Annotated in this window: 27 protein-coding genes; 15 read left to right on the top strand and 12 right to left on the bottom strand. The window is 45.4% G+C overall.

Translation table 11 applies throughout. The features are described from left to right. Window positions 1–124 precede the first annotated feature (124 nt). The 10 genes from ACYVEA_RS27660 to ACYVEA_RS27615 all read right to left on the bottom strand — a co-directional run bounded on the left by ACYVEA_RS27660 (window position 125) and on the right by ACYVEA_RS27615 (window position 10853). Window positions 125–3097 carry a T9SS type A sorting domain-containing protein gene (locus ACYVEA_RS27660; RefSeq protein WP_461116666.1) on the bottom strand — a complete coding sequence of 991 codons (2973 nt, stop codon included), beginning with the start codon at window positions 3095–3097 and terminating at the stop codon, window positions 125–127. A 57-nt stretch (window positions 3098–3154) separates the two neighbouring features. Continuing rightward, window positions 3155–4159, bottom strand: a complete 1005-nt coding sequence (obgE, locus tag ACYVEA_RS27655; RefSeq protein WP_461116665.1) for a GTPase ObgE — start codon at window positions 4157–4159, stop codon at window positions 3155–3157. A 4-nt stretch (window positions 4160–4163) separates the two neighbouring features. Then, window positions 4164–4766 (bottom strand): adenylate kinase, encoded by a 603-nt coding sequence (locus tag ACYVEA_RS27650; protein ID WP_461116664.1) that lies wholly within the window; start codon window positions 4764–4766, stop codon window positions 4164–4166. Window positions 4767–4938: 172 nt separating this feature from the next. Beyond that, window positions 4939–6711, bottom strand: a complete 1773-nt coding sequence (locus tag ACYVEA_RS27645; RefSeq protein ID WP_461116663.1) for a tetratricopeptide repeat protein — start codon at window positions 6709–6711, stop codon at window positions 4939–4941. An 89-nt stretch (window positions 6712–6800) separates the two neighbouring features. Further along, window positions 6801–7733, bottom strand: a complete 933-nt coding sequence (locus ACYVEA_RS27640) for a PstS family phosphate ABC transporter substrate-binding protein (protein ID WP_461116662.1) — start codon at window positions 7731–7733, stop codon at window positions 6801–6803. Next, complete coding sequence (locus ACYVEA_RS27635; RefSeq protein WP_461116661.1) at window positions 7726–7947, bottom strand: hypothetical protein; 222 nt, start codon at window positions 7945–7947, stop codon at window positions 7726–7728. Before ACYVEA_RS27635 ends, ACYVEA_RS27640 begins: the two co-directional genes overlap by 8 nt. Window positions 7948–7952: 5 nt before the next feature. Continuing rightward, a complete protein-coding gene (locus ACYVEA_RS27630) occupies window positions 7953–8777 on the bottom strand; it encodes an energy transducer TonB (protein ID WP_461116660.1) in 825 nt (274 codons plus the stop codon). Between the two features lie 4 nt (window positions 8778–8781). Then, entirely contained in the window at window positions 8782–9318 is a 537-nt protein-coding gene (locus ACYVEA_RS27625; RefSeq protein ID WP_461116659.1) for an ExbD/TolR family protein, read from the bottom strand. 56 nt (window positions 9319–9374) lie between these two features. Then, window positions 9375–10001 (bottom strand): ExbD/TolR family protein, encoded by a 627-nt coding sequence (locus ACYVEA_RS27620; RefSeq protein WP_093825503.1) that lies wholly within the window; start codon window positions 9999–10001, stop codon window positions 9375–9377. Window positions 10002–10016: 15 nt separating this feature from the next. After that, a complete protein-coding gene (locus tag ACYVEA_RS27615) occupies window positions 10017–10853 on the bottom strand; it encodes a MotA/TolQ/ExbB proton channel family protein (protein WP_093825505.1) in 837 nt (278 codons plus the stop codon). A gap of 1126 nt (window positions 10854–11979) precedes the next feature. On the opposite strand from ACYVEA_RS27615, the gene ACYVEA_RS27610 reads away from it, so the two are divergent. The 14 genes from ACYVEA_RS27610 to ACYVEA_RS27545 all read left to right on the top strand — a co-directional run bounded on the left by ACYVEA_RS27610 (window position 11980) and on the right by ACYVEA_RS27545 (window position 17678). Further along, window positions 11980–12330 (top strand): Arm DNA-binding domain-containing protein, encoded by a 351-nt coding sequence (locus ACYVEA_RS27610; protein ID WP_461116810.1) that lies wholly within the window; start codon window positions 11980–11982, stop codon window positions 12328–12330. Between the two features lie 12 nt (window positions 12331–12342). Then, complete coding sequence (locus ACYVEA_RS27605; protein ID WP_461116658.1) at window positions 12343–12684, top strand: phage integrase SAM-like domain-containing protein; 342 nt, start codon at window positions 12343–12345, stop codon at window positions 12682–12684. Between the two features lie 123 nt (window positions 12685–12807). Beyond that, window positions 12808–13020: a hypothetical protein gene (locus ACYVEA_RS27600; protein ID WP_461116657.1), complete on the top strand. Its 213-nt coding sequence runs from the start codon at window positions 12808–12810 to the stop codon at window positions 13018–13020. After that, the gene (locus tag ACYVEA_RS27595) at window positions 13004–13429 is read left to right on the top strand and encodes a PG0870-related protein (RefSeq protein WP_461116656.1); all 426 of its coding nucleotides are present in this window, start codon (window positions 13004–13006) and stop codon (window positions 13427–13429) included. The genes ACYVEA_RS27600 and ACYVEA_RS27595 overlap by 17 nt, the downstream gene beginning before the upstream one ends. Before the next feature lie 15 nt (window positions 13430–13444). After that, window positions 13445–13729 (top strand): DUF6371 domain-containing protein, encoded by a 285-nt coding sequence (locus tag ACYVEA_RS27590; protein WP_461116809.1) that lies wholly within the window; start codon window positions 13445–13447, stop codon window positions 13727–13729. Further along, window positions 13729–14400 carry a DUF6371 domain-containing protein gene (locus ACYVEA_RS27585; protein ID WP_461116808.1) on the top strand — a complete coding sequence of 224 codons (672 nt, stop codon included), beginning with the start codon at window positions 13729–13731 and terminating at the stop codon, window positions 14398–14400. Before ACYVEA_RS27590 ends, ACYVEA_RS27585 begins: the two co-directional genes overlap by 1 nt. Beyond that, window positions 14397–14843, top strand: coding sequence for a hypothetical protein (locus ACYVEA_RS27580; RefSeq protein ID WP_461116655.1), 447 nt, complete (start codon window positions 14397–14399; stop codon window positions 14841–14843). Before ACYVEA_RS27585 ends, ACYVEA_RS27580 begins: the two co-directional genes overlap by 4 nt. Window positions 14844–14890: 47 nt before the next feature. Beyond that, a complete protein-coding gene (locus ACYVEA_RS27575; RefSeq protein ID WP_461116654.1) occupies window positions 14891–15184 on the top strand; it encodes a hypothetical protein in 294 nt (97 codons plus the stop codon). Further along, window positions 15181–15516: a hypothetical protein gene (locus ACYVEA_RS27570; protein ID WP_461116653.1), complete on the top strand. Its 336-nt coding sequence runs from the start codon at window positions 15181–15183 to the stop codon at window positions 15514–15516. The genes ACYVEA_RS27575 and ACYVEA_RS27570 overlap by 4 nt, the downstream gene beginning before the upstream one ends. Window positions 15517–15613: 97 nt before the next feature. Next, window positions 15614–15859, top strand: a complete 246-nt coding sequence (locus ACYVEA_RS27565) for a hypothetical protein (RefSeq protein WP_461116652.1) — start codon at window positions 15614–15616, stop codon at window positions 15857–15859. A gap of 19 nt (window positions 15860–15878) precedes the next feature. Further along, complete coding sequence (locus tag ACYVEA_RS27560) at window positions 15879–16184, top strand: hypothetical protein (protein ID WP_461116651.1); 306 nt, start codon at window positions 15879–15881, stop codon at window positions 16182–16184. 93 nt (window positions 16185–16277) lie between these two features. Next, on the top strand, window positions 16278–16493 hold the full coding sequence (locus tag ACYVEA_RS27555; protein ID WP_461116650.1) for a hypothetical protein: 216 nt from the start codon (window positions 16278–16280) through the stop codon (window positions 16491–16493). A 24-nt stretch (window positions 16494–16517) separates the two neighbouring features. Continuing rightward, window positions 16518–16913, top strand: coding sequence for a hypothetical protein (locus ACYVEA_RS27550; RefSeq protein WP_461116649.1), 396 nt, complete (start codon window positions 16518–16520; stop codon window positions 16911–16913). A gap of 90 nt (window positions 16914–17003) precedes the next feature. Beyond that, on the top strand, window positions 17004–17678 hold the full coding sequence (locus ACYVEA_RS27545; protein WP_461116648.1) for a hypothetical protein: 675 nt from the start codon (window positions 17004–17006) through the stop codon (window positions 17676–17678). A 69-nt stretch (window positions 17679–17747) separates the two neighbouring features. Here the strand turns inward: ACYVEA_RS27545 and ACYVEA_RS27540 are convergent, their stop codons facing one another. Beyond that, window positions 17748–18290, bottom strand: a complete 543-nt coding sequence (locus ACYVEA_RS27540) for a T9SS type A sorting domain-containing protein (RefSeq protein WP_461116647.1) — start codon at window positions 18288–18290, stop codon at window positions 17748–17750. Window position 18291: 1 nt separating this feature from the next. Beyond that, a complete protein-coding gene (locus tag ACYVEA_RS27535; protein WP_461116646.1) occupies window positions 18292–19722 on the bottom strand; it encodes a bZIP transcription factor in 1431 nt (476 codons plus the stop codon). A 924-nt stretch (window positions 19723–20646) separates the two neighbouring features. Between ACYVEA_RS27535 and ACYVEA_RS27530 the strand changes: the two genes are divergently transcribed. After that, entirely contained in the window at window positions 20647–23247 is a 2601-nt protein-coding gene (locus ACYVEA_RS27530; protein WP_461116645.1) for an esterase/lipase family protein, read from the top strand. Window positions 23248–23422: the final 175 nt, after the last annotated feature.

The following is a 23422-nucleotide window of genomic DNA, read 5'->3' as shown; positions in this document are numbered from 1 at the left end:
TTAAACTAAAGCCAGACTGCTCTCAATCACCGTGTTTAGTAGATAATACGCTAAATGCGTTTTCCCGGTAAAATGCAAATTTAAAGCTAATTTTTAAGATTGAACGGTCAATTGGAGATTAATATTACAATCCGAGTAGAATCCGTTTAGAAACATCGAAATCGTTTGACTTTACACGTAATATATAATGGCCTGACGGCAAGCCCGTTAAGATAAGCTTTTGACGGTCGTTTAGTAAAGGAACGGTCGTTGTAACAACTTGCTGACCCGTTAACGTATAGACCGTAATGACTGCATTTACCAGATCTGCCTGCGTTTCTACCAATACAATTTTATCCGGGTTAGGATTTGGATAAATACTTAGCCCTCTGTTGCTCGGGTCAATCGTGAATGCAATTGGGGCCGATGGCATTGAGTAACAAACCAATGTTTGTGAATACACAATGGATGATCGAGCGGTGTAAAGACCAGATTGATTTGCTTTGATAACGGCTGATTGTGCCGCCAGTGAATCACTGCCCCGCTTCCACCGATATAATATACCATTGGTAGAACTAACAGCCTCCAGCGTATAAGTACCAATAATATTTATTGTTGGAGGAGGGGGAAGTGGTCGTAATTCAACGGTTGTTGCTCCGGCCTGAGCCGATATACAACCGTTTACATCCCGAACTTTGGCTGAATATATACCCGCCAGGCCCGTAGTGATACGTTGGGTCGAGTCGCCGGTACTCCAGAATACAGTATAAGGACCGTCAACACGCAATGTTACCTTATCGCCTTCGCAAATTACTGGCGAAGGGTTGGCGAGAATAGTGGGTGTTGCGGGTAATGGATTAACTTTTACGGCAATAACGGTTGAATATGGCGATAAACAGCCAATCTGATCACGCGCTTGGGCTGCGTAATTACCCGACGATGTGACCGTAATAACCTTATCGCTCTGACCACTTGACCAGATTATGTCAAGCGGACTACTGGCTGTTAAAGCGACCTTATTCCCATCGCAAAACGTCGTTGATCCACCGGCGGAAACTGAAGGCGATTGTGGTAAAGGATTCACTTTAATCGTAACTATATCTGACTGTTCGGAGCTACAGTTAAATTGATTCCGTGTGCGTACGGCAAAGTTGCCCGATTCATTGATGGTAATGCTCTGAGTTGTTTGACCGCTGGTCCATTGATAGGCTAGTTCCTGGGGCGACGTTAGGGTAATATTTCGGTCAGCGCAGAATGTGGTTGGGCCGCTGGTTGCAATAACAGGCTTGACGGGTACTGGATTTGCTGTTACGTTAATTGTATTCGACCGGGCTGAAGTACAACCGAACTGGTCGGTCACGGTTAGAAAATAAGCGCCTGAATTACCAACGGTGACCGATTTATTCTGTTGACCATCACTCCAGTTGTAGCGGGCAATATCGGTAGTAGTACGTAAGACGGTGTTATCACCCTGGCAAAACGTCGTTGGTTTATCATTGACAATTGAGGGCGTATCGGGTAAAGGTTTGATGGAAACACTAAGCGTATTTGACGTAAAATCACAACCGCTCACGTCACGGTAGCGAACAAAATAAGCACCTTCAGCCGTAGTAGAGAAGTTGCGTGACGTAGCGACCGTCGCGTTATTCTGCTGATTTATCCACGTTACGTTATCGTAGTTGGTTGTTAGGTTTAAGCTGCTTCCAATACACACGTAGGGCGGGCCATTATTAATGACGGCAGCCACTGGCGCGTCGGAAACGCGTACTTGCCCGGTGAATAGCGTATTGCCAAGACCATCTTTAATTTTAGCCCGATACGTACCCGCTCCTCTGGTAATTGTATTACCTGACTCTCCCGATTCCCATTGTACACTCGAATAGTTACCATTGACAGTAATTGTCAGATTATTGTTACTGGCGCAGGCAACTGAAATTGAGGGAGCTGGGGCCGGACCAATAGGTGTGGAATTCTGAAAAAAAGAATCATTCAAACTATTATTCCAGGCATTGGCTACTTCGATAAGACCATCGTAATCAAAATGCAATCCATCAACGTCAAAGAGAGGAGCCCTTTTGCGCGGTACCTGAATACCATCTGTACTGGGCCCCGCAAATACATTTCCAGTCGAACCAATCACTACGTCCTGTGCGCCAGTAATAACCGGGTCAATGCCTCCAATAAAATCACCATAACTGGCCCTTGCTACTACCCAGGCCATGTTCTTGTTATAGTCACGGCGCGTTTGATTAATTACAAATTGCAAGTCGCTAACGTACTGACCAGTGCCCGTATTAATTAAATTGTCTGCCTCGCCCTGATGCCAAAGGACAGCTCGAAGTCCAAGTGTATTAGCATAGAATTGAAGAGCCAGTTTAAGGTTGATATAAGGCTGTCGTCCGGGATATGGCTGTCCATTATAGACGCTATAGGCCGTACCACCATCAGGCGCACTCTGCCGCCAGTTTTGAACGGCCGTACCTGCGAAAGCTGCATTAAAAAACATAACGGGGACATTCAGCCGTCTGACTAAAAGATCTCCTAACTGTCCCCAGCACCAACTGCCAACGCCACGTGGTGCGATTGAGAAACCACCTGAATTATCAAGTTGCGTGAAAACAGGGGTTGGCGGATCATTCGGAAATCCATCGGGAGGATATTGATAATTTACACAATTCACCCGATCATTAAGTGGATTAGGCGCACTTTGGTGGATCCCCTGCGCATTGGATTGTCCGGCAACAATAAATACTTCACCAATGCCAACACGCTCAATAGTTGTTGAATTACCAACCTGCTGATCGCCATTCATACCCCGGACTTCGAGATTATACCAGCCACCTGAGCCTGTCAAATCTCCGGCATACACACCACCCGCCGGGTTGCCCTGAATCGTACGCCAATCTGTTGATGAACCTTGCCCATCCCGAGCCTGTAACCGGGCTTCAATTCGGGTAACCGAGGCCGTATAATAGCCGGTTATCCGAATTGTGGCTTGGTTAGCGTTATCCCGTTGAAGAACGGCTCGACTAGTAGGAAAAGATACTTGGATCTGAGCAATAGTAAAAAGAGGAAGCAAAAAAAAAGCCGTACAAAGAGCTTTAGAAAAATAGTTCATAATAGTTAAAACATGACTAGGTGAGGAGCCTAGATCAGTCTTATAGAATATGTCCTATCAGACTGATTCAGTAGTTGTCAGATTTTGCCAGATAATATCCTTAAGTTCATCCAGCCCCCTCTGACTCACAGAGGAAATATAGGCAACAGGTACTTTTTTAGGTAAATCATCTTTGATCCGCATCAACGTTTCATCGTCAATAAGGTCAATTTTTGTTATCGCTAATAGTCGAGTCTTATCCATTAGTTCTGGATTAAACTCACGTAATTCATTTAACAACGTATTGTATTCTTGCCGAATATTTTCTGAAGTAGCTGGAATTAGAAATAACAGTATAGAGTTTCGTTCGATGTGCCGTAAAAACCGTAGTCCTAGCCCTTTTCCTTGCGAGGCCCCTTCAATAATACCGGGAATATCAGCCATTACAAATGATTTATAATCTCTGTAGGCTACGACCCCTAAGTTAGGGACAAGGGTTGTAAAAGGGTAGTCAGCAATTTCAGGCCTTGCTGCCGATAAAACTGATAATAAGGTAGATTTGCCCGCATTTGGAAAACCGACCAGACCAACATCTGCCAGGAGTTTTAATTCAAGCACCACCCATTCTTCCACACCCGGTTCTCCTGGCTGGGCATAATAGGGGGCTTGCTGAGTGGCCGATTTAAAATGGTCATTCCCTAATCCTCCTCGCCCGCCTGGGAACAGAATGACTTCCTGACCTTCTTCCGTTATCTCTGTTAATGTTTCGTTCGACTCCGGATTACGCGCAATCGTACCAAGTGGCACCTCCAGAATAACATCTTCACCCTGAGCACCGCTTCGTCGACCGCCTTCGCCTGCTACACCATTGCCAGCCTTAACATGCTTGCGGTATTTCAAATGCAAAAGGGTCCAGAGTTGCGAATTACCCCGAAGAATAATATGGCCACCCCGGCCGCCATCACCGCCATCAGGACCACCTTTGGGCGTGTGTTTCTCACGTCGGAAATGGACCGATCCAGCACCACCGGCGCCAGAACGACAATTTATTTTTACGTAATCAATAAAGTTTGATGAAGCCATATATTTACTGCGCTACTGACTCGTCGATTTTCTGGCATATTGCCTGAAAAATATCGTCAATTTTGCCGATACCGTCAATAGCTGCGAATTTTCCCTGTTGGTTATAATAATCAGCGACAGGGGCTGTTTTGTCATTATATTCTTTAACGCGTCGTCTAATCAGCTCTTCGTTCTGATCATCAGGACGTCCGGACGTTTGACCACGTAGCAGCAAGCGTCGCGTCAACTCCTCACTGTCAACAATAAGAGCTACCATCACATTTATTTTTGTTTGGTGCTCATTTAAAAGATTGTCAAGAGCCACTGCCTGCGGTACCGTACGAGGAAACCCATCGAATATAAAACCTCCAGTTGATTTTCCCCCAGAGATAGTCGATTGATTTTCTTGTAATTTACTCTCAATCATACCAATAACAACTTCATCTGGTACCAGTAAACCCTGGTCCATTAGCTGTTTGGCTCGCAAACCCAATTCTGTTCCAGCGGCAATTTGGGATCTCAATAGATCACCAGTCGATAGATGAACTAAGTTATACTTCTGAATTAAATATTCGCTTTGGGTACCTTTTCCAGCACCCGGCGGGCCAAACAGTACAAGGTTAAGCATACGGCTTATTAGGGTAATCTTGTTTTAGTCAAAAAATTTGCGCCCGCAAAGTTACAATACCCGTGGAAAATAAAAGCTCTATTCACTGATAGTCATGAGTTTTATTACATCCGTAAAATAAAAAGGCGCAGGTTGTACAACCTGCGCCTTTTTATGACTATGAAGAAGAGCCTTATTTACTGGCCACTTTCTTCTTGGCTGGTGCCTTTGGAGTAGGCCTTGTTTGCGTTGGTGTGGGCGCTGGCTTAGGCCCTTCAAGCGCCTTTTTGACACTCTCGTCATTTGGATCGAGCGCTAACACTTTATCGAAATACTCTTTCGCTTTAGTATCATCTTTCTTTAAGAGGCTAAATCCTGCTAAGGCCTTGTATGACGTTATTAAGTATCTTTTATAATCCGTCTTGTCCGATGAATCCGGTGCCATAGCCTGCTCAATGAATTTTTCATAAAGTGGACCAGCTAATGCAGCAGCCTTTTCCTTATCGTTAGGATAAGCATAATAGTTAGCTCCTGCGCGATAATAGTAAGCCAGTGGATATTTCTTGCCGTCGGCTTCTATTTTTTGCGCCATCAATGCGAAAGCTGAATCGGCTCGTAAATAATATTGTTGCTTTACCTGCGGAATTTGCGCCGTATCTATTGGAGCTGCTGTACTATCTCGCCCAACGCGGGGAGCGTACTGATAATTAGAAAGACCTAACCACAGGAAGTCATTATTTTGGGGCTTCTTGTCATTGGCAATTGTCTTTGCATAATAGGTGGCTGCTTTGTCGTACTTTTTTGTTTTGTAGTACTTCTCGCCGATTTCACGATACAAATTTTCCGTTGTATCCATAGGAGCTGCCTTCTCCAGGTTAGCTACACTAAGTGAATCTCCTTCGGGTGTCCCTAACTGGCCATACGCACGGCCTAAGTATTTATAATCGTCAACCATCACTTTTTGTGGCGCGGTCGAGATAAAGCGGTTCAGCGATTCGACAGATTCATTATTCTTGCCCAGGGCCGAATAAGCCCAACCGTACATTCGATCAATAATCGGGTTATTTATCTTTCCTTTCAATTGATCCAGATACGTAATAGCTCCCTGATAATCTTGTGCCAAAAACTTATAGCGAGCTATATCCAGCAGTTGTTCAGGATCTGTCGTGCCGCTTTTTTGCACATATAGTTCATAGTTTTGAGCTGCGGCTTTGTAAGCACGCGAATTGGCTAACGCATCAGCATAGGCACGGTACGTAGGAGCAAATTCTGGATCGCCCTGAATAGCGAGTTTGAAAAATTCCTGCGCTTTCGCATAGTTTTTACCTCGTAAATACAAACGGCCAATTTTGTAATTGGCTTCGGCCAGCGTAGGACTAATAGCTAATGCATTTTCGTACTTGGTAATGGCGTTACCACCATCATTCTTCAAGAAGTACGCGTCGCCCATTAGCATTTCGATCTCAGCATTTTCATTCTTCTTATCCTTCTCATCAGCGATCGTCAAAAGGCTAAGGGCAGCGGCTGGATCGTTTTGCTTGGGCTGTTCTGACAACGTATACATCTCAGCCCCACGAATTAGAACATCTTGATTCTTGCTCTTCGTTTGTGCAACGGCGTTATCAATTAATGTCTTGGCCGTAGCTCCATCACTTTTAGCCAGCGCTACTCCAGCTAAGCCAATATTATTTAATTGGTTTTTAGGATCAGCAGCAGCTCCTTTTTCAAAGGTTGCTTTTGCTTTATCAATTTGTCCGCTTTTGAGGTAATAATAACCGAGATAAAACTGATTATCAGCCGTCGGCGAACTAGTAGCTAACTGGGTTAGAGTTTGCCCCGCCTTAGTATATCGCTCAGCCTCTATGTCCTTAAGGGCCGTTTGGACATCCTGCGCCAACAAAGGAGTCGCCATGGTTGCCCCAACGAACAGGATTGTCAACAGCGATTGCTTCTGGTTGTTTATCATGTAATTAAAGTTGGAAATTAGGGGAAAAGTTAGTGCTTATTTAACAATTGACAAAGCTAAAAAATTATGCTCAAACCAAAAAAACTTACTCATTTCGTCAAATTTATCACTCGATCATAAGGTATTCTGGGCCAAAGGCCCAATTTGCCAATAATTAACGAACCGGCATCCCGGGCTATGTAGTTTATCAATCCTCCGCCAAGACCCGGATGTGTTTCGCGGCTTAATATATACACGGGGCGTCGTAATGGATAACGTTGCATACCTAAATCCTCCTGAAATGGTTGAAAGTAATCATCCCGTTTTATTGGATTTGGCTTTGCCGATACCCCCATCACGCGCAAATCTTTTGCTAACTCGAGTGATAGTGGTTCATCACTATCGCTAATCCAGTTTACGCCGATAAAACCTAACGCTGATGGATTTTTACGAACAAAATCAATAACCTCGCGATTAGAGTGTGTAGTGAAAATACGCAGATTATTGACGTTTTTCACATTAAAAGTTTTTAATATAAACTCCAGATTACTGGAATTGTTATTATCGAATACCAGAGTTATTGGGCCCGTTTGATTTCCCTCTTTTAATTGACCCCAAAGCTTTATTTGACCGTCGAAAACGCTTTGCAACTCATTCATAGTGATAAGGCTGTCTGTATTCGCCTTATTAATAATGAGCGCCACGCCGTCAGTGGCAATTTTTTCGGTTGCTCCTTTTATGTTTCGTTGATCCAGTACACCTTTTTCATTAGGCTTCAGTGTGCGCGTGGCAAACACTAATCTGGCGCTATCATGGAGCATCATGTTAATGGCTTGCTGCTCCGGCTTAAAAACGACCTTGAAGTGGGCATTTGGATAAATGCCTGAATAAGCCGCTGTTAATTGAGTTACTAAGGGCTGAAACGATTCGTCGGCCGCAATAACAATGGAACCTTGTGACGGATTATCTAACGGTGGCTTATCAGTTCCACACCCTAGAAGGCCGACTACTAATCCAGCAAGAATCAAAAAACGACTAATCATTTTCCTGAAAACGTTGATAGGCCCGGTACGCTCGAAAAGCGCCATAAATGATCAAAAGTGTGCCCATGCTATACCGGAGTAGGCCCGGTTCAGGCAATATCCCAAAAGACTGAGAGGAGGCAATCAGTGCGATGCCTCCTCCCAAGTACGCCAGCGAAGCCAGCACTGAAATATACAGCGTCAGCTGCGCTGGACCTCGATCTTGTCCGCGCATAGTAATTATTCCAGCGTGAAGTTGATCGGTAGGTTGTATTTAACCCGAACCGGACGGCCCGACTGCTTACCTGGGCGCCATTTTGGCATTCCTTTCACTACACGCTGCGCTTCTTCATCTGTGCCGAAGCCCAGTCCTTTCAACACCTGTACATCCTGAATACTTCCATCTGTATTTACAACGAAGCTTACGAATACGCGACCCGATACGTTAGCTCGTTGAGCTGCTGCTGGATAGCGAAGATTCTTCTGCAAATACTGACCTAGTGCAGCCATACCTCCCGTAAACTCGGGCTGTTGTTCTACCACCGTGAAGATTTCCTCTTCTTTGGGAGCAGCTTCAACAGCTACTTCTACCTTCGTTGGAGCGGCTGATGCTTCAGGAGCCGCAATGACTTCCTCTGCATTTGGATCACCTTCCTGCGTTTTCTCGGCAGCAACGGCTTCCTTCAGTTCTTCAACAGCCGGTGGTGGCGTTTCTTCGGGTACTTCCTCATCCGGTTTTACTTCTGGCGGCAGGAATTTCACCGTATTCACTTTCGGCATTTCGACCGGTGGTGGTGGCGGTGGTGGCGGTTCATTCGGATCAATAGGTGGCGGTGGAAGTTTCATCAAATCCACCTCAACCATTGCCTGCTCTTCTTTTTCCGGAGTCAAAGCGGTTATAATGTTCGGTGTAAGTACACCTAGTGTGAACAGAATGCCACCAATAATCAAGGCACGGGTCACAGTTCTAGGATACGTTTTCCGAAGATCGTAAGCACCATATGCTTTGTTCCGGTCGGCAAACACGATATCATCGAGCGTTGCCTTGGAGTCTAATTCTGCCATGGTATTATACGTCTAGTTTTGCTTTGTCTTTGAGCAATTTCTTCTCGTCTGGGGTCAACTGGTCTACCAGAGCATAACGCTTGAGTTTGGTAATTGCCATTTCGTCCAATACATCAACCATGTTTTTGTAGGTTGATAGTTTGGTTGGTTTAATAACAACCACAAACTTCTCACCACCTACTTTTTTAACATTTTCCTGAAGTGCCTGACGAAATTCATACCCGTAACCTACAGTCTTTACTTCGGGATCTTCGTTAGCCGCTTTACCGAAAATGTAATAGGCCTTGTTGTCTTTTCCCAAAAAGACCGTCATTACGTTGGATGCCTTAATGGGCTCCGTTTCTTCCTGTTTTGTTTTATCTGGCACGTTGAGCGTCATCGAAGATGGTTTGCTCAGGGTGGTAGCCAGAATGAAGAACGTAATAAGGAGAAATCCCAGGTCTACCATTGGCGTCATGTCCACACGGGTTGACGCTTTTTTAGACCGAACCTTACCACCATCATGCTTACCACCACCACCGCCAGTATTAATTTCTGCCATGTTTTCTTAACAGATTTGCGAGGTGAAAATCAAATCGAATTGCAATCGCTGTGCGCTTAATCAGCTTTCCAACCGGCTGGGGGAGCTTCCGTCCCCGTAATCAAGTTGAATTTATTGATATTCTGCGCCTGCAGCGTAGCTAATACGTTCTTGAATTCGGGGAATTTGGCAAGGTTATCGCCTTTCAACGCAATTCGTAGATTGTTATTAGCCTTCCGTGAGTTGTATACCCACTCTTTCAGTTCGTTCGTAGGGGCCGCACCGGTCGAATCAGTCGGTATGCCGGGCTGTACTACTTTCGCTTGCTGCTCTTTTGGTAAGTTCAGAAACGACTTCAACTGATTAATGGGTATTCCAAAGTTCGACATCAGCGAAAATTCCTTCTTCTCGTTGTTTGTGAACGTAATTCCCTTTGCTGCTGCAATGTTATCCAGCATGGCAATGCGCATTTGCGCATTGTCGATCCCGAAATAGACTTTGCCATCGCGACCAAGACCAATGGTCATGATATCGCTATCAGGGACTTTAATGCCTGATATGGACGAGGGGGTTTCGATCGCTGCCGCATCCTGCGACCGGAACTGGGCCGTCAGGATAAAGAACGTCAGCAATAGAAATGCCACATCGCACATCGCGGTCATATCCACCGAGGAACTAGCGCGTTTTACTTTAACTGCTGGCATGAGTTGTTGTTAAGATTAATAATGAGCTGCGAAATTCTGCTGAATGCTCAGGCCGATTTCATCGATATTGTAGGTCAATACGTCAATACGGCTGGTGAAATAGCTATACATGATCGTCGCAATAGCGGCCGTACCGATACCAAGAGCCGTATTTACAAGGGCTTCTGAGATACCAGTTGAAAGCGCACCTGTGTCAGGCTGACCCGTAGCACCCATGGCTGCGAAAGCCCGAATCATCCCAAGCACCGTACCAAGCAGGGCAATAAGGGTTGAAACCGATGCCAGCGTCGCAATGATGGTTAAGTTCTTTTCCAGCATTGGTAACTCAAGCGTGGTAGCTTCTTCCACTTCTTTCTGTAAGGCTACCAGTTTCTGCTCTTTGTCTAACTGAGTATCGGTAGCTAGTTGCTGATACTTCACTAAAGCAGTTTTTACTACGTTACCGATCGAACCTTTCTGGCGATCGCACTCCTGGATAGCTGCTGCTACTTCATTGCGGTCAAGCTGAGCTTTTACTTTCCGAACGAAATCGTCAATTGAACCTGAGCCATTAGCGCGACCAATTGTGATAAACCGCTCGATGGAGAATACCAATACCGTTAAGAAACAGGTGAACAGAATTGGTACGATAAAGCCTCCCTTGTATACGGTACCGAAGTAGTCGCCAGGAAGGGGTTCTTTTGTGTTATCGCCTTCCTGGAAGTGGCTGCCATCACCAAAGACGAACATGTACGTCAGTATGCCGATTAACAGCAGAACCGGAATTACGAAAGCCGGGTTTAGACCACTCGACGACGACTTTTTTGGTGCCGGTGCTTTGGCGGGTGCTGGAGAGGGAGTTTGTGTTTTCATTGGAACTGGACTGTAGGGTTAAAATTTAAAAGTTGGTTTACCCGGTAAAAAAAGTGAAAAATTTAGACTCTTTCGGTTTGTCCAGCTAAAAAATTAATAGAAATGCCTTCAAACCTTCACAAAAATATGGGTTTTCAAGTGAAAACCATACAATCCTTTATGTCAAATCTTTCACTTTCATTGTAATCCAACAATAAATACTTGGATATATCTGACTTCATCAACTTATTTTTTACAAAGTGAGGAGTAAGATAAAGCCTTGTTTCTCAAGTGTCACACAAAGATTATCCCCTGCTAAGATAGGATGTTACGATGCCTAAGGCGGAGCGTTGATCATAAAATAATTGTTAAGGTTGATGAAAATAACTTTCATGAAGCCTAATCTTGAACTGCTTTTTTGAGATAGATGCAGGAAGGAACGAAATTCCACAAGTAGCTTAAAAATAAAAACAATACGAACGCCACTGCTTTATAGCTCTATGATGATACGTTATTCTGATCTTAAACACGGGTTCGTAAAGTATGTTAATGAAATCGTATATTGACACCAGTCGATCCTTAATAAGCCCCATGCCTGGCAGAAACCCCATCTATTATTAAGTTTGGTAATGACCAGTCTGGATTAAATAAATTCAGGGCATTTGTGTTGTAGAGCCGATTTACTCTTTAAGGTGTATGGGCGGTACGAAGTCCTATTAGCTCTTTAAAACCACTATTAATCTCCCTTTTGCGTAACCTGACTCTTTTCCTTATTGACTTTACGCTCACATGATGAAGTAGACCATAGATATAGCTAATTCTAGAGCTACCGTGTGCAAACTTTGGCTATTGAGAAATCAGTTAAGAAAAAAAGCCACTTACAAAATTTGTAAGTGGCTGATAATTAGTGTCGGGAAGGCGGGATTCGAACCCACGACCTCTTGCACCCCATGCAAGATTTTGTACTTACTTATCAACTATTTTTATTAACTAAGCGTCTGTAATTCAGTATAGTTCGATGGTTTAGTCTTGTTAGCGTTTGTTGCGGGTACAACATAGTTTATTATGTTTGTTGTACCTAACATGATACCTTAATCCAGGGTACAACAATGGCAGGACAACTGAGCATAAAGAAGGGAGTGCCACCATACGCATTGTTTACAGAACGAGCAAAACACTCAAAGAAGGCACACACCCCTTCTGGATACGCATTACTAAGGATCGAAAAACCACATTCATTGCCACAGGTCATAGTCTGCACCCGAAGTACTGGAACGAGAACCCCACCGGTTTTAAAGAAGCCATCCGTAAAAGTTATCCTGAACCCCACCGGGAGGATTTGATAAGCCGATTGATGGCCAAAGAAAACCAGTATACCACGGCCGCCAAATCCCTCACAATGGCTGATGAGGTTCATGATGTAAGAGCGTTAGCGTCAAAAGCCATCGAAGGTCGCAGGCAGGCGCGAAAATATACATTGTTGGAATACCTTGCTTAGCAGATTGACATTATGGCTAAAACGGGCAAGGTTGGCAACAGCCTTATCTACAAAGACCTAAAGAATCAGCTTGCCGAATTCATATCTCAACAGTTTCCGGGCAAAACGGATGTTCGCTTCGATGCCGTAACGGTCAAGTTCTGTAATGCATTTGAAAGCTTCTTTCGGGAGCGGGGTAATATGGATACCTCTCTGTCGGTTCGATTCAGAACCCTTCGCACGCTCTATAACCGGTCGATCTCGGAAGGGGTTGCCAAGCTTGAAAACTACCCCTTTGCCCGTAATGCCATCGTAACGGAGCGCAAAACAGCAGGCTACGTAGCCTTTACCCGCAAGACTGATTCACTCTACTAAAAAAAAGATGTTTTAGGGCCTACATTTTCTACATATCCTACATAGTGAGCCACTATTAACTTCTTCAAACCATGTAGGAAATGTAGGCTGTGCAGGCAAAAACAAACAATTATTTTTTTGCTCATGGTCAATACGCATCTCACCTTCTATCAGCCCTGCGGCAAGTGTGAAGTTCCGCATCAACTGGACATTGTCTTGGCTGGTACGCCGGATTTGTCTCCTTATATCGAGGTAAACGGCCACAACTTTACCCTCACGGCTAGTTATACCCATTCGGATGGAGTTGTTGAAAACGTCTACAAACCCCTTTTCTCGACTCATGACAGCCACTCCTAAAATGCTCCGGTATCAACTGCCTAGAAAAGCGGTCAAAGGTGACTGCCCACAATGCGGACCCCGCCACCGCCGAACGCTCAGCCGCTACGTTGACACTCAGACGAGCGACCCCTTACCGGAACTATACGGCCGCTGTGATCGGGAAAGCAACTGCGGTTATCATTTGTCCCCTTACCACAAAGGTGCTTCTGGTCTTTCGTATCATGACGAGCTAAAAGCCATGGAAAGTGTTGGCCCTATACCCAAGACCTGGTTTCGGATGGCGGGTAAGATGAAGCCATACATAACCCGCTCAGGGGTGGTGGAGCAGTTAGTGCAGATGGAGGGAGCTACGCCCGAACAGGCCGAAAAGGTAGCCGCCTTTATCTTTGATAAGCCAACCCCACAACCAGCCAGTACTAAACCATAGCAATCCGTTTACTGCATACCCGAGGAGGTCTTTCAGCAATCACTTGGATTTTACGAACGCAATCAACTGGCCATCTTACTTAAGACCCATCTGAGCGAAGATACCGCCACAGCGCTTCTACAACGGTTTCAGATTGGAACTTCCAGCCGCTGGCCCGGGGCCTGTGTATTCTGGTACATTGACGAGCACAACCGCAAGCGGGGCGGGCAGATCAAGCTGTTTGGCGGTGATTTCCACACGGTCAAATATAAAGACGCTCAAGGCGACGTAGCAAGACCAGTTGGGTTCATTCGGCGCTAATCCGTCGCTATGCGGAGAAACAGGAGCCGGTTCCCGATTGGCTGAGGGAGTACGAGGAAAAAGCCGAACGCTCCCCTTGTCTGTTTAGCTTGCCCCAGATTCAGCATGCGCCCATCGATCAACCGGTGGCCATTGTCGAAGCGCCCAAAACGGCTATTCTGTGCAGTCATTACTTTCCTGGCTTTGTCTGGATGGCGGCCGGTGGTAAGTCGTATCTGAACGCTGAGCGACTAGCCCCGCTGAAAGGCCGTAAGATCGTCTTGTTTCCCGACCTGAACGCCTATCAGGATCTAGTCAACGAGAAAGGCCAAGTCAACAAGGGATGGCTTACCAAAAGCCAAGAGCTACGAGCGGAGGGCTTTGATATTACCGTAAACGACTACCTGGAAAAACTAGCCACCGAGGAAGACCGGGCGAAAGGGTTGGATCTAGCCGACCACCTGCTTGGCTCAACACCCGACAACAGGCCACGGCTGACCTATGCCGATGGGGAAACTATCTATGGCGAAGTACTGGCCGTAGAGCCCGTTGATTCGTACCCTACCGAATGGGACGAACCCAGTCCACCTAGCGCCGTACCGACCCTCAGAGCGCAGGACTACTTTGAGTGGCAGCGCCAGTATCCACCCTTTAACCAGCTTGGCTTAGCCTCACTCCCAACACAGCCATGAACGAACTACCTGCTATCGCTCAATTCTTTGAGCCCAATACCATCGTCAACCTGACCGCGCTGGACGCTTATTTAAACACGTTGCCTACCTACCCTCTGGCGGGCAAGAAACAACACGCGGGTAAGTATGCGCTACTACTGCTCTCCCATGTGGACTCCTTTGAGTTTGCGTTTAAAAGCTACCTGGCGGGTCAGGAGAAGACCCTGCACTGGGTGTGTCAGGAAATTCGGCAGTTCCAGCGAATCGATGTGTACACGGCCAACCAGATGGTCACCTGCTCGATGGAAAACGTTCGGGGCGTCCTGCTGGGCAATGAATGGTACGAATTGCTCCCTCGCTACCAGCAGGCCACCCGGCGAATACAGCACCGCTTCAAGCTAGACAAGGACACCCTAATAGCGGAGGCTAAGCGGGAGATTAATCGCTTTAATATGACCAGATAATCCACAGCTAATTATCTCTATTCTCTCTCTACTTTAGAGTAACGACCATGAAATTCGAAAAAGGAAAACCTAAGACCGGGGGCCGACTGCCCGGAACTCCTAACAAAACCACGGCCGATATTAAAAGCCGGATTGCCTCGCTCATTGATGACCAGTTTGACACTATCCAGGGCGATATGGAAGGCCTCGACCCCAAAGAGCGGGTCACCGCCTACCTAAAGTTTTTAGAATACGTCCTGCCCAAACAGCGGGAACGGAAGATTGATTTGGCTTCCCGCCTAGAGGGCCTCTCGGACGAACAGCTCAATGAACTCATCGACCAAATTTTAAACAAGCCATGATTACTAAAACCATTCTAACTCTTGACCCCACCGATCTGCGGCACCGAAGGCTCATCGCGGCCGCTATTAAAGCGAAGGACGCCGCGGCACTTGCCCAGCTAAAGGGTAATACCCAAAAACCGATCTGGTTTATTAATAGCTGGTTCTTGTATAGCCTGATGGCCAGCTCCTGGGAGAAAGAAACTGAGCGTAGCCATGTGCCCATCTATAGCCCCCAGGCCCAGCTGGATTTTGCCCGTTTTGCCCGAAGGCGCCAGGGCGAAGAAGACAACGCCTCACCGGTCATTGATGAACTGGGCATCCCCTTAGACACGTATGCCTTTCTAGCATGAATCCAGAGACTACCAGTTTGTTAACCCAACAAACTCCATGAGCAAAATACCAACTGACTATATCGACATTGAACCGGCCGACCCACCCCACTGAAAATTGATTGCCGCAGCGCTTAAGAGTCAGGACACCGTAGCCCTGTCCGCCTTGAAGAACAACACGGGCCAACCCATCCGATTTGTTTGTCACGCGTTTATGTATCTGCTGATGGCCAGCAGCCAGGAGATAGACTACGACGAGGGGTATGTGGTGATTTACAGCCTCGAAGCCCGCAAGACCTTACTGAAGCTCGCCAGCCTAGACCTGGAGAGGAGGATCAGCCAGCAGCTGAACCCATCCCCTTAGACACCTATGACTTTCTGTTATGAAGACTCAACCCTTTGTACCCATGGAGTTGGACCAGAACTTAACCTACAAGTTGTTACAGGCCATTCAGGCCGGTCAGATCAATATGGCCCTGTTTGCTCCCCTGTACCACTTACCCGATAAGATGTCTACCCAGGAGCTGGCCAGACTAATGAATGTCGAAGTGGTCTGGCTCTATGAACTGAGTGAAAAAGGGAAATACTTACCCGCTTTTGTGCCCTTGACCCGCCCCGCAAAGCTGCGCCTGCTAGCCGCTAGTCGAACGGGCAGACTTAGTCTGAACGACTTTCCCGAACTGCTCTAGGCCTGCCCCCGGCTTACGCTCGACCTGTCGGTGTTTACGCAGGCGGAAAACGACTTTTTAGTGGCCCTATCCCGAAAAATGGACTAACCGATCATGAGAACGCTAACAGCCCCCACCCTTGTCCCCCTTACCCGGGACCTGAAGCTCCGCCTGCTGCGCTCGCTTCAGGCAGGTCAGCTTGACATCCTAGATTATTCCGAACTGCGTCAGGCGGGCAGTAAAGCCATTGAGCTGGATCTGGAGCAGTTAACCCCTGAAGAGCTATCGATTGCCATGGAAGCCGTCCGGATTTTAGACCGGTTTCAATAATAGTCAGTTAACCCCCTGTCAGACATGAAGAACACCCCTGTGATAACATCAATACCTACCAATGTGCTGCGAAGCCTGCTCAAGGCGATCCGCAGCAATCAGTTGGATTTAGCACCGTTTATTCCCCTGTATCAACCGCATGAAAGAGAATCCCCCCGCGATTTAAGCCGCTTGAGTGAAGCCGAAAGAAGCCGCCTGGGTGATCTGGTCGCTAAAATAGGCCACAAATCGGGCATGATGTGCCTTACTAGTAGAAGCCTTAAAGTCCGCCTGCTGCAAGCCATCTGTCAGAACCAGTGGCGGCCCGACGACTTCCCCGAGATCCGCGACGCCTGCCAGCGGCTCACACCGGATCTGTCGGTATTCAGTGAAGAAGAACGGAATTTTCTATTTGAGCTAGCGTTAAAATCCGGCATGTAATCCCTAATCCGTTGGGGGTCATTACGCCTGTATATAAGTATTTAAATACGTATAGTATATTGTTTATCATCCACTAAATGACCCTTGATAATGCTTTGGCTAGAATCACTTAAACGACACTTGGGAATTCAGCCTCGGCCGTACCGGTTTCATATCCCGGACAAACACAAAGAGTATGTGATTCGGGTGAATAATCCGGATGGCCGTTCTCCTTATCTATCAAAATTCCCCTTCCACTACCCCACCACCTGCTACGTAGAGATGCCCGGCTACAAGCCTGGTCTTTCCTTGAGGAATCATACCCGAAAAGATGACGGGATGGGTTTGTTTGGCTTATGGCGGGGCATGGGTCAGCCACTATCAATGTTGCAGTATGCCGAAGCCAATAGCGTGTACTGTTTAATTGAGGTTAGACGGGATGAGATGGAAATCATTAACAAAGGGCGGGAGGTAAAGTTTTCGCGCGGCAATGTTCTCTATTCGGGTGGATTCCCCGAGATCGTGGAGCACTTGCGCCGACTGGCCACCCGTAAGGAGCACATCACCGCTTTGGAAACTTTACAGTTCTACTATGACATATTTATTGAATGTGGCTGTGATCGAAACGTATTTTTTCCGGAGCTGAAACGGCGGGGTCTAAACTATAATCACGTGCGGATGGGCATTCACATTGCGGACTATGGTCAGCGCTGGGTTCGGGATGAGAACGGTTGTCTGTACCTGGACATATTTCACGGGTTTAGCGATGGGTTTGTTTTGAGTTGAACCAAGCGTGAACCGCACACTATCAGCCTCGGCACTTTGTCGGGGTTGTTTTTTTAACTGGGTAGGTTGCTACTTCTTGATCAATCGCAGGGTACGGGTTTGGCCTCCTACCTGTAGCTGATACAAATACACCCCTACCGGCAAATCATGCCCCTCTAGCTGAGTTTGATAAGATCCGGCCGTCTGCTCCATTGGCTCGCTCACTTGCGGAACGGGCTGCCCTTTGGCATTCAGTAACGTGTGCTGCACCTGCCCCTTTATCGGCACAGTATATTTAATTGTGGTCTGGTCTACAAAAGGATTGGGGTAGGCCTCAATAGACAAACCTATCGCATCGCTTTCCGATGGGAAGGAGATTTTAGGATTCACTGTTGCCGTAAAGACCGAGCCCGCCTTGGCCTCAAAACCTGGTTGCAGCACAACGGCCTGCCCCGCTTTGTACTCAATCGAGGTGTTGGTGAGCACTTCATTTGTAGCGGTCAGAATAGCCCCCGCTTGTTCAAGTGGTTGGGGGCGATAGCCGCTGGCCAACAAGCGGCTTTGCTCAATTCCCTGTGCCATAGCGAATAAGCTACTAAGGAAGAGCCAGATGGATAAGGAAAGCTTTGCCATATTACTTAGATCTCGTTTTAGCCATCTTTACCAGCCCTTGTTTCAGCGATTGATTTTCCTTGGTGAGAGCATTGATCCGCTTTTCCATGTTGATCATGTGCAAGGTTAGTTCCTCAATTTTCTCCAGCAACTTGGCATCCATCTTGGCCACGTCCACCCCTTGTTCAACTACTTCGGAAGCCGAAGGAACACCGGGTAAATGACCCGCCTTAGTAATGTACTGTTCAACTTCCCCTAGACTTTTGAGCTTATAGCCAGACTCAAATACTTTATCACTCCAATCATTGGTACTCTTCACGGCCACCTTCACTTTTTCGGTTAGGATGCCATCAGCTACGTACAGCCGATAACCAGCGGGCGTTTTACTCACACCTGGCCCAATGACTACGCCACCCGGATTAGTATTTTGGAGATTATCCCCACTGGCTTGCCAGGCGCCGTCCGTGTCAGCCCCCACCCGGCCCGATCCGTTGATGCTGGCCAGGATGACATCCCCATTAGTATCGACAGTCAGAAATTTGGTCTGATTCAGCACTGTCGTCGTGTAGGCCGAAGTCAGATTGGTAAAGCGTAGACCGCTTTTGCCCGGAGTGCCCTGCGTAATTTCCAGTTTGTTGGCCGGGGCCGTGGCCCCAATGCCAATGTTCATCGCATTGTTACCCAGTACCAGCGCATTCGAAGCGGACACGACAGCGCCTGCCCCAATGGCCCCCGCGTTGGTGATATTGCCTGCACTGGGAGCCGCATTGGCCTGCCAGCCGACGAAGGTGTTATTACTGCCCCCCGTGATGCTTGTTCCGGCTTCCTGACCAATAAATACATTGTTATTCCCACTTTGACTGTTTAAACCCGCGCTGGTCCCCACAAAGGTATTTTGATTGCCCTGGTTTTTGTAGCCTGCTCCGCTGCCGATGGCCATGTTATAACTACCCGACACGTTTAAAGCACCTGAGGAACTGCCGAAGAACATGTTAAAGCTCCCACCGGCATTGTTAGCGCCCGCCTGGGGACCGATAAAGACATTGTTCCCACCGTTGATGTTCGAGTAACCCGCTAAGGTGCCTGCAAAGACGTTACTGGCGCCAGTGGTATTGAGGAAACCCGCCTGTTGGCCGATGAAAAGATTATTATTGCCCGTGGTAGTTTTGTTACCAGTCTGATAGCCCAGAAACGTATTTGAGGAGGCTGTATTGGCAAAACCAGCCTGATAGCCCAGAAAGGTGTTTTGGGCGCCCGTTGTATTTGCCTGTCCCGCCCCCCTTCCTACAAAGGTGTTGAACGTGGTACTTTGACTAATTAATAAATTATTTGATCCACTAAGGGCTTGAAAATAAAGTGGCTGCTCATCGGGCGTAACGATCTGGGCTTGGGCTAACGCTTGTAAGCTTACAGCGCAAAGCAGGAGGGTCTGATAAATAAAAATGGGTTTCATACTTAATATGGGTTTTCGTTAATCGCTGTTTTAAATACAAGTAATCTAAATCTTAAACTTATTAATCAATATGTACGAAATTTTAACCTAAAGTAACAAATTCGATCAAGTAAAAATTTATTAACGGTCAATTTACAAAACTGTTTCTATGCAGCCAGTGAAATACATCTAGCTTAGCCAGGAAGTTTGATTTATAGCGCCTTGTTCAAAAAGAATCGCACTGTAAGTACCGAGTTTTCTATTATCCTCCTATCAGAAAACGGGTTATCATATTTTTTAAATTTAAGTCCTGTCTCTTCTTATACACAGCCACCTTTGGCCTTACCTAGATTAGGAGCCGTTAACCGGCCGCCGTAGGTCGTAAACACCCAATCACCAATATAATCGAAGTATTGCGCTGCCGCAACTGAGTCCAGATTGGCCAGGGTACGCACGACCGTTCAATCAATGCTATGACCTGAAAGCACAGACGGCTAGTTCTGGCCGTGAGTTGCACAAATGGGTTGATGAGTTGAACGGATTAATACAACAACTATGGGAAGTAAGCCGGAAAGGAAACAAGTCCAGCAACTGCCGGACGGCAGGTATCGAATTACCGACGAACGGGGCAATGTTTCGATTATCAGATACACGTAGGAATCGGTGGGCTGCAAGGCGGCCCTTCAGCGATGGGGAGCCGCTTTTAAGTATAGATAAACCAGCTTAATATTTAGTAGACTACCTTGTCTTTGAATAAAGAGGTTAAAATAATAAGTTTTCTATCTTTATATGATATAGATTTATGAGTAGTAATTTATTGAACTGTATTCAACACAATCAAAAGATTATAGATACCCTGTTAATACAATACTAAATACCTCTAAATTATTTTAAAAGTTATAACTAATGAGAAAAATTCTATTCTCGATTCTACTTGTACTATTGATGACTTATACGCATGGTCAAACAGTTAGTACAGTTGACATGACTTATTGCGTTTTTGGTGGTGCCCCAAAGACAATATGTGAAGGCGAAACATTTACAGTCTATCTCCAAATTGTTAACCCTAATATATGTTCAGGGATTAACCCTTCTAAGGATTATTTTTTCAAAATGTTTGACTATGATGAAGTTCGACAACAATGTAGCTTTAATATTGACTACTCAAAAGAGAATAATAGTTTGAAATGGGAGGGTCCAAGCATTACAGATCGTAGCGATACACCTGGTTATAATCTATATGGAACCTATTATTCGAGAATCAATGTGACTCCCACTAGTAGCACTACCTACACTGTTTCTTGGGAGGATAACTATTCTTATCCCACTTCCCCGTGCAAGCCTGCCTATTCATTGAAAAATAAATATTCTGCTAACTTAATAGTAAATGTTATACCCAAAAATGATAAACCTACTATAACAGCCAAAACAGTTAGCTTATCATTAGCCCCAGCGAATACACTTGTTACTGGAACAGAAACGGTTGAGTTAACGGCCCAAGGTTGTAAGCCGACACAGGAAATAGTTTGGTCATCAGAAAGCTCACTAACATTTAATTCAAGAAAAGACAAAGCTTATTTAAGAAATCCATATGACTACATAGAGTATCAAGCGTACTGTCGTAACTCAAGTTGTCCAACTCCAAACTGGAGTGATCCAATTAAAGCATCCAATTTTTTCAGTCCTACTCCTCCACCAAACACTCCACCTAGTGATCCACCCACATTTCCAACGGGACCTGGCCCTGCACCTGACAATGACTATTTGACTATTAAGCATTACCACAAAATAGCTTCCAATCCTGTGTTTGCCATCGAAAGCAAACTAAGCGATGGCGAAACCTTTGAGGTTTGTACAGATGGAGCGACAGCGTCTTTTTTTCGAATCAAGGCAAGGGGATATGATTTGTCGCAATATCAATTAAGTTTAAGTGAGCCATTATCGTCGACTACGGGTGAATTAACATGCTCTCTGGTGAATAATGAAGAGATGGTCTGTTCATATAAACATCCTGATTATAAAACTCAGACGAGTTTACTTAAGCTCCTTCTTGCTCCTAAAAATAATCCGCAGAACATTGTGGCTACCCGCATCATACACCTTAATCCAGCGCCGGTATTAATGGTACATGGCCTTTGGTCTGAAGCTTCTGCATTTAAGGAAACTAAAAAAGGCTTGATTGACTCAGGGTTATACAGTGATAATTTTATTCATGTCGCAGAGTATCACAGCTCAAGTCATAGGAGCTTTTCGATTAACGCTCCACGTATTCCGAAAGAGATAGATTTATTGATAAAAGACCTCCGTTTTAACGGTATTGCAGCAGGTAAAATCGATTATATAGGACACAGCATGGGCGGTATTCTAGGCAGGCTGTATTTGCAGAGTACTGGCTATCATGGAGATATTCACAAACTAATTACAGTAAATACTCCTCATTTCGGTTCACAATTAGCTAACATGCTACGTTCATCACAATTTCCTAAGTCTAACAGTACTGTATCGTCTTTGATAGATATAAAACTTGGACCTTTTACAGGTGGTCCATTAGATGGAGGAGCAGTTAATGATTTACAAGTAAATAGTCCGGCAATTCGTGAGGACTTAAATGGTAGCAATAACATAAATAATAATATGGTGCCGTCACACACTATAGCTACTTATCTAAGTATAGTGTTTGATAATGGCTTTCGTAAATATGAATCCCCTTTTTATATTTCACCTTATTTATCTTGGTGTAATACAGATGCCTCAATAGTATTTAACAAAGATTTCAATGATGGTATTGTATCAGTTACAAGTCAATTAGGGGGTTTAAAAGATGACTGTAAAACAATCATAACAGGACTAAGCCATGATGGTTCTGTAGCGAATCCTGTAGTTATCCAAAGGATAATTTATCTATTGAAATCTCCAACTAATATTTCATTTTGTAGTAATGGATTTAGCAATGAATCTTTAAGCCCACCAGTAATAACTAATAGTTTTTCAAGTCCAGAGTCGGTAACTATTAGCGTGTCCAATGGACAGAGCATTAATTCTTCTGGGTCGATTCAAATTACATCGCCTAAACACGGTCAGATATTTAACGACAATCAACTCGTCGATGTCAAAATTGCAGGTACTAATGTTACAGAAATTAAAACTTCAGTGGATTACAGTGCTGACACAGTATATGCTAGTCAGGTAAATACACCTGTTGCTAATTATACACTAGTGGCTAATGGTAACTTACCAGGTTTGAAAAATATTTTTGTAGTAGGAAAAACGTCAAGTGGAGAATTTATAGCCGACACTGCCTCATTTTACATTAGAAGTAGTATTAATTATGGTATTTGTCAATCGCTTCAATCAGGTAATTGGATAAGTTCGTCAACTTGGTCCTGCGGACATGAGCCAACCGCAACAGATATAGTAACAATAAATTTTGGTCATACCATAGTAGTTTCAACTTCTTCTGCTCAAGCACAGCAAGTTGTTAATAATGGTGGCAGACTTAAGTTTTTGGCAGATGGTACAACGGTTTCTATAAGTAAGAGTGATTGATTGCTATATTTTTACATTTCACAGTGCCAGGAAAAATACTTCTACCATTTACTATGAATTATGAGTTTCTAGTATTGATAAGTATAGGGACACATTTAGTTTCATTTAAACGGGCTGAATTGAATGAACAACTCGTGACCAACTGCCCCTAGTGCTAACCAGACGGCATAAAACA

The organism is Spirosoma jeollabukense (assembly GCF_054777855.1).
Note: the sequence above shows the minus strand (reverse complement) of the source record. Positions and strands in the feature narration are given on the sequence as shown.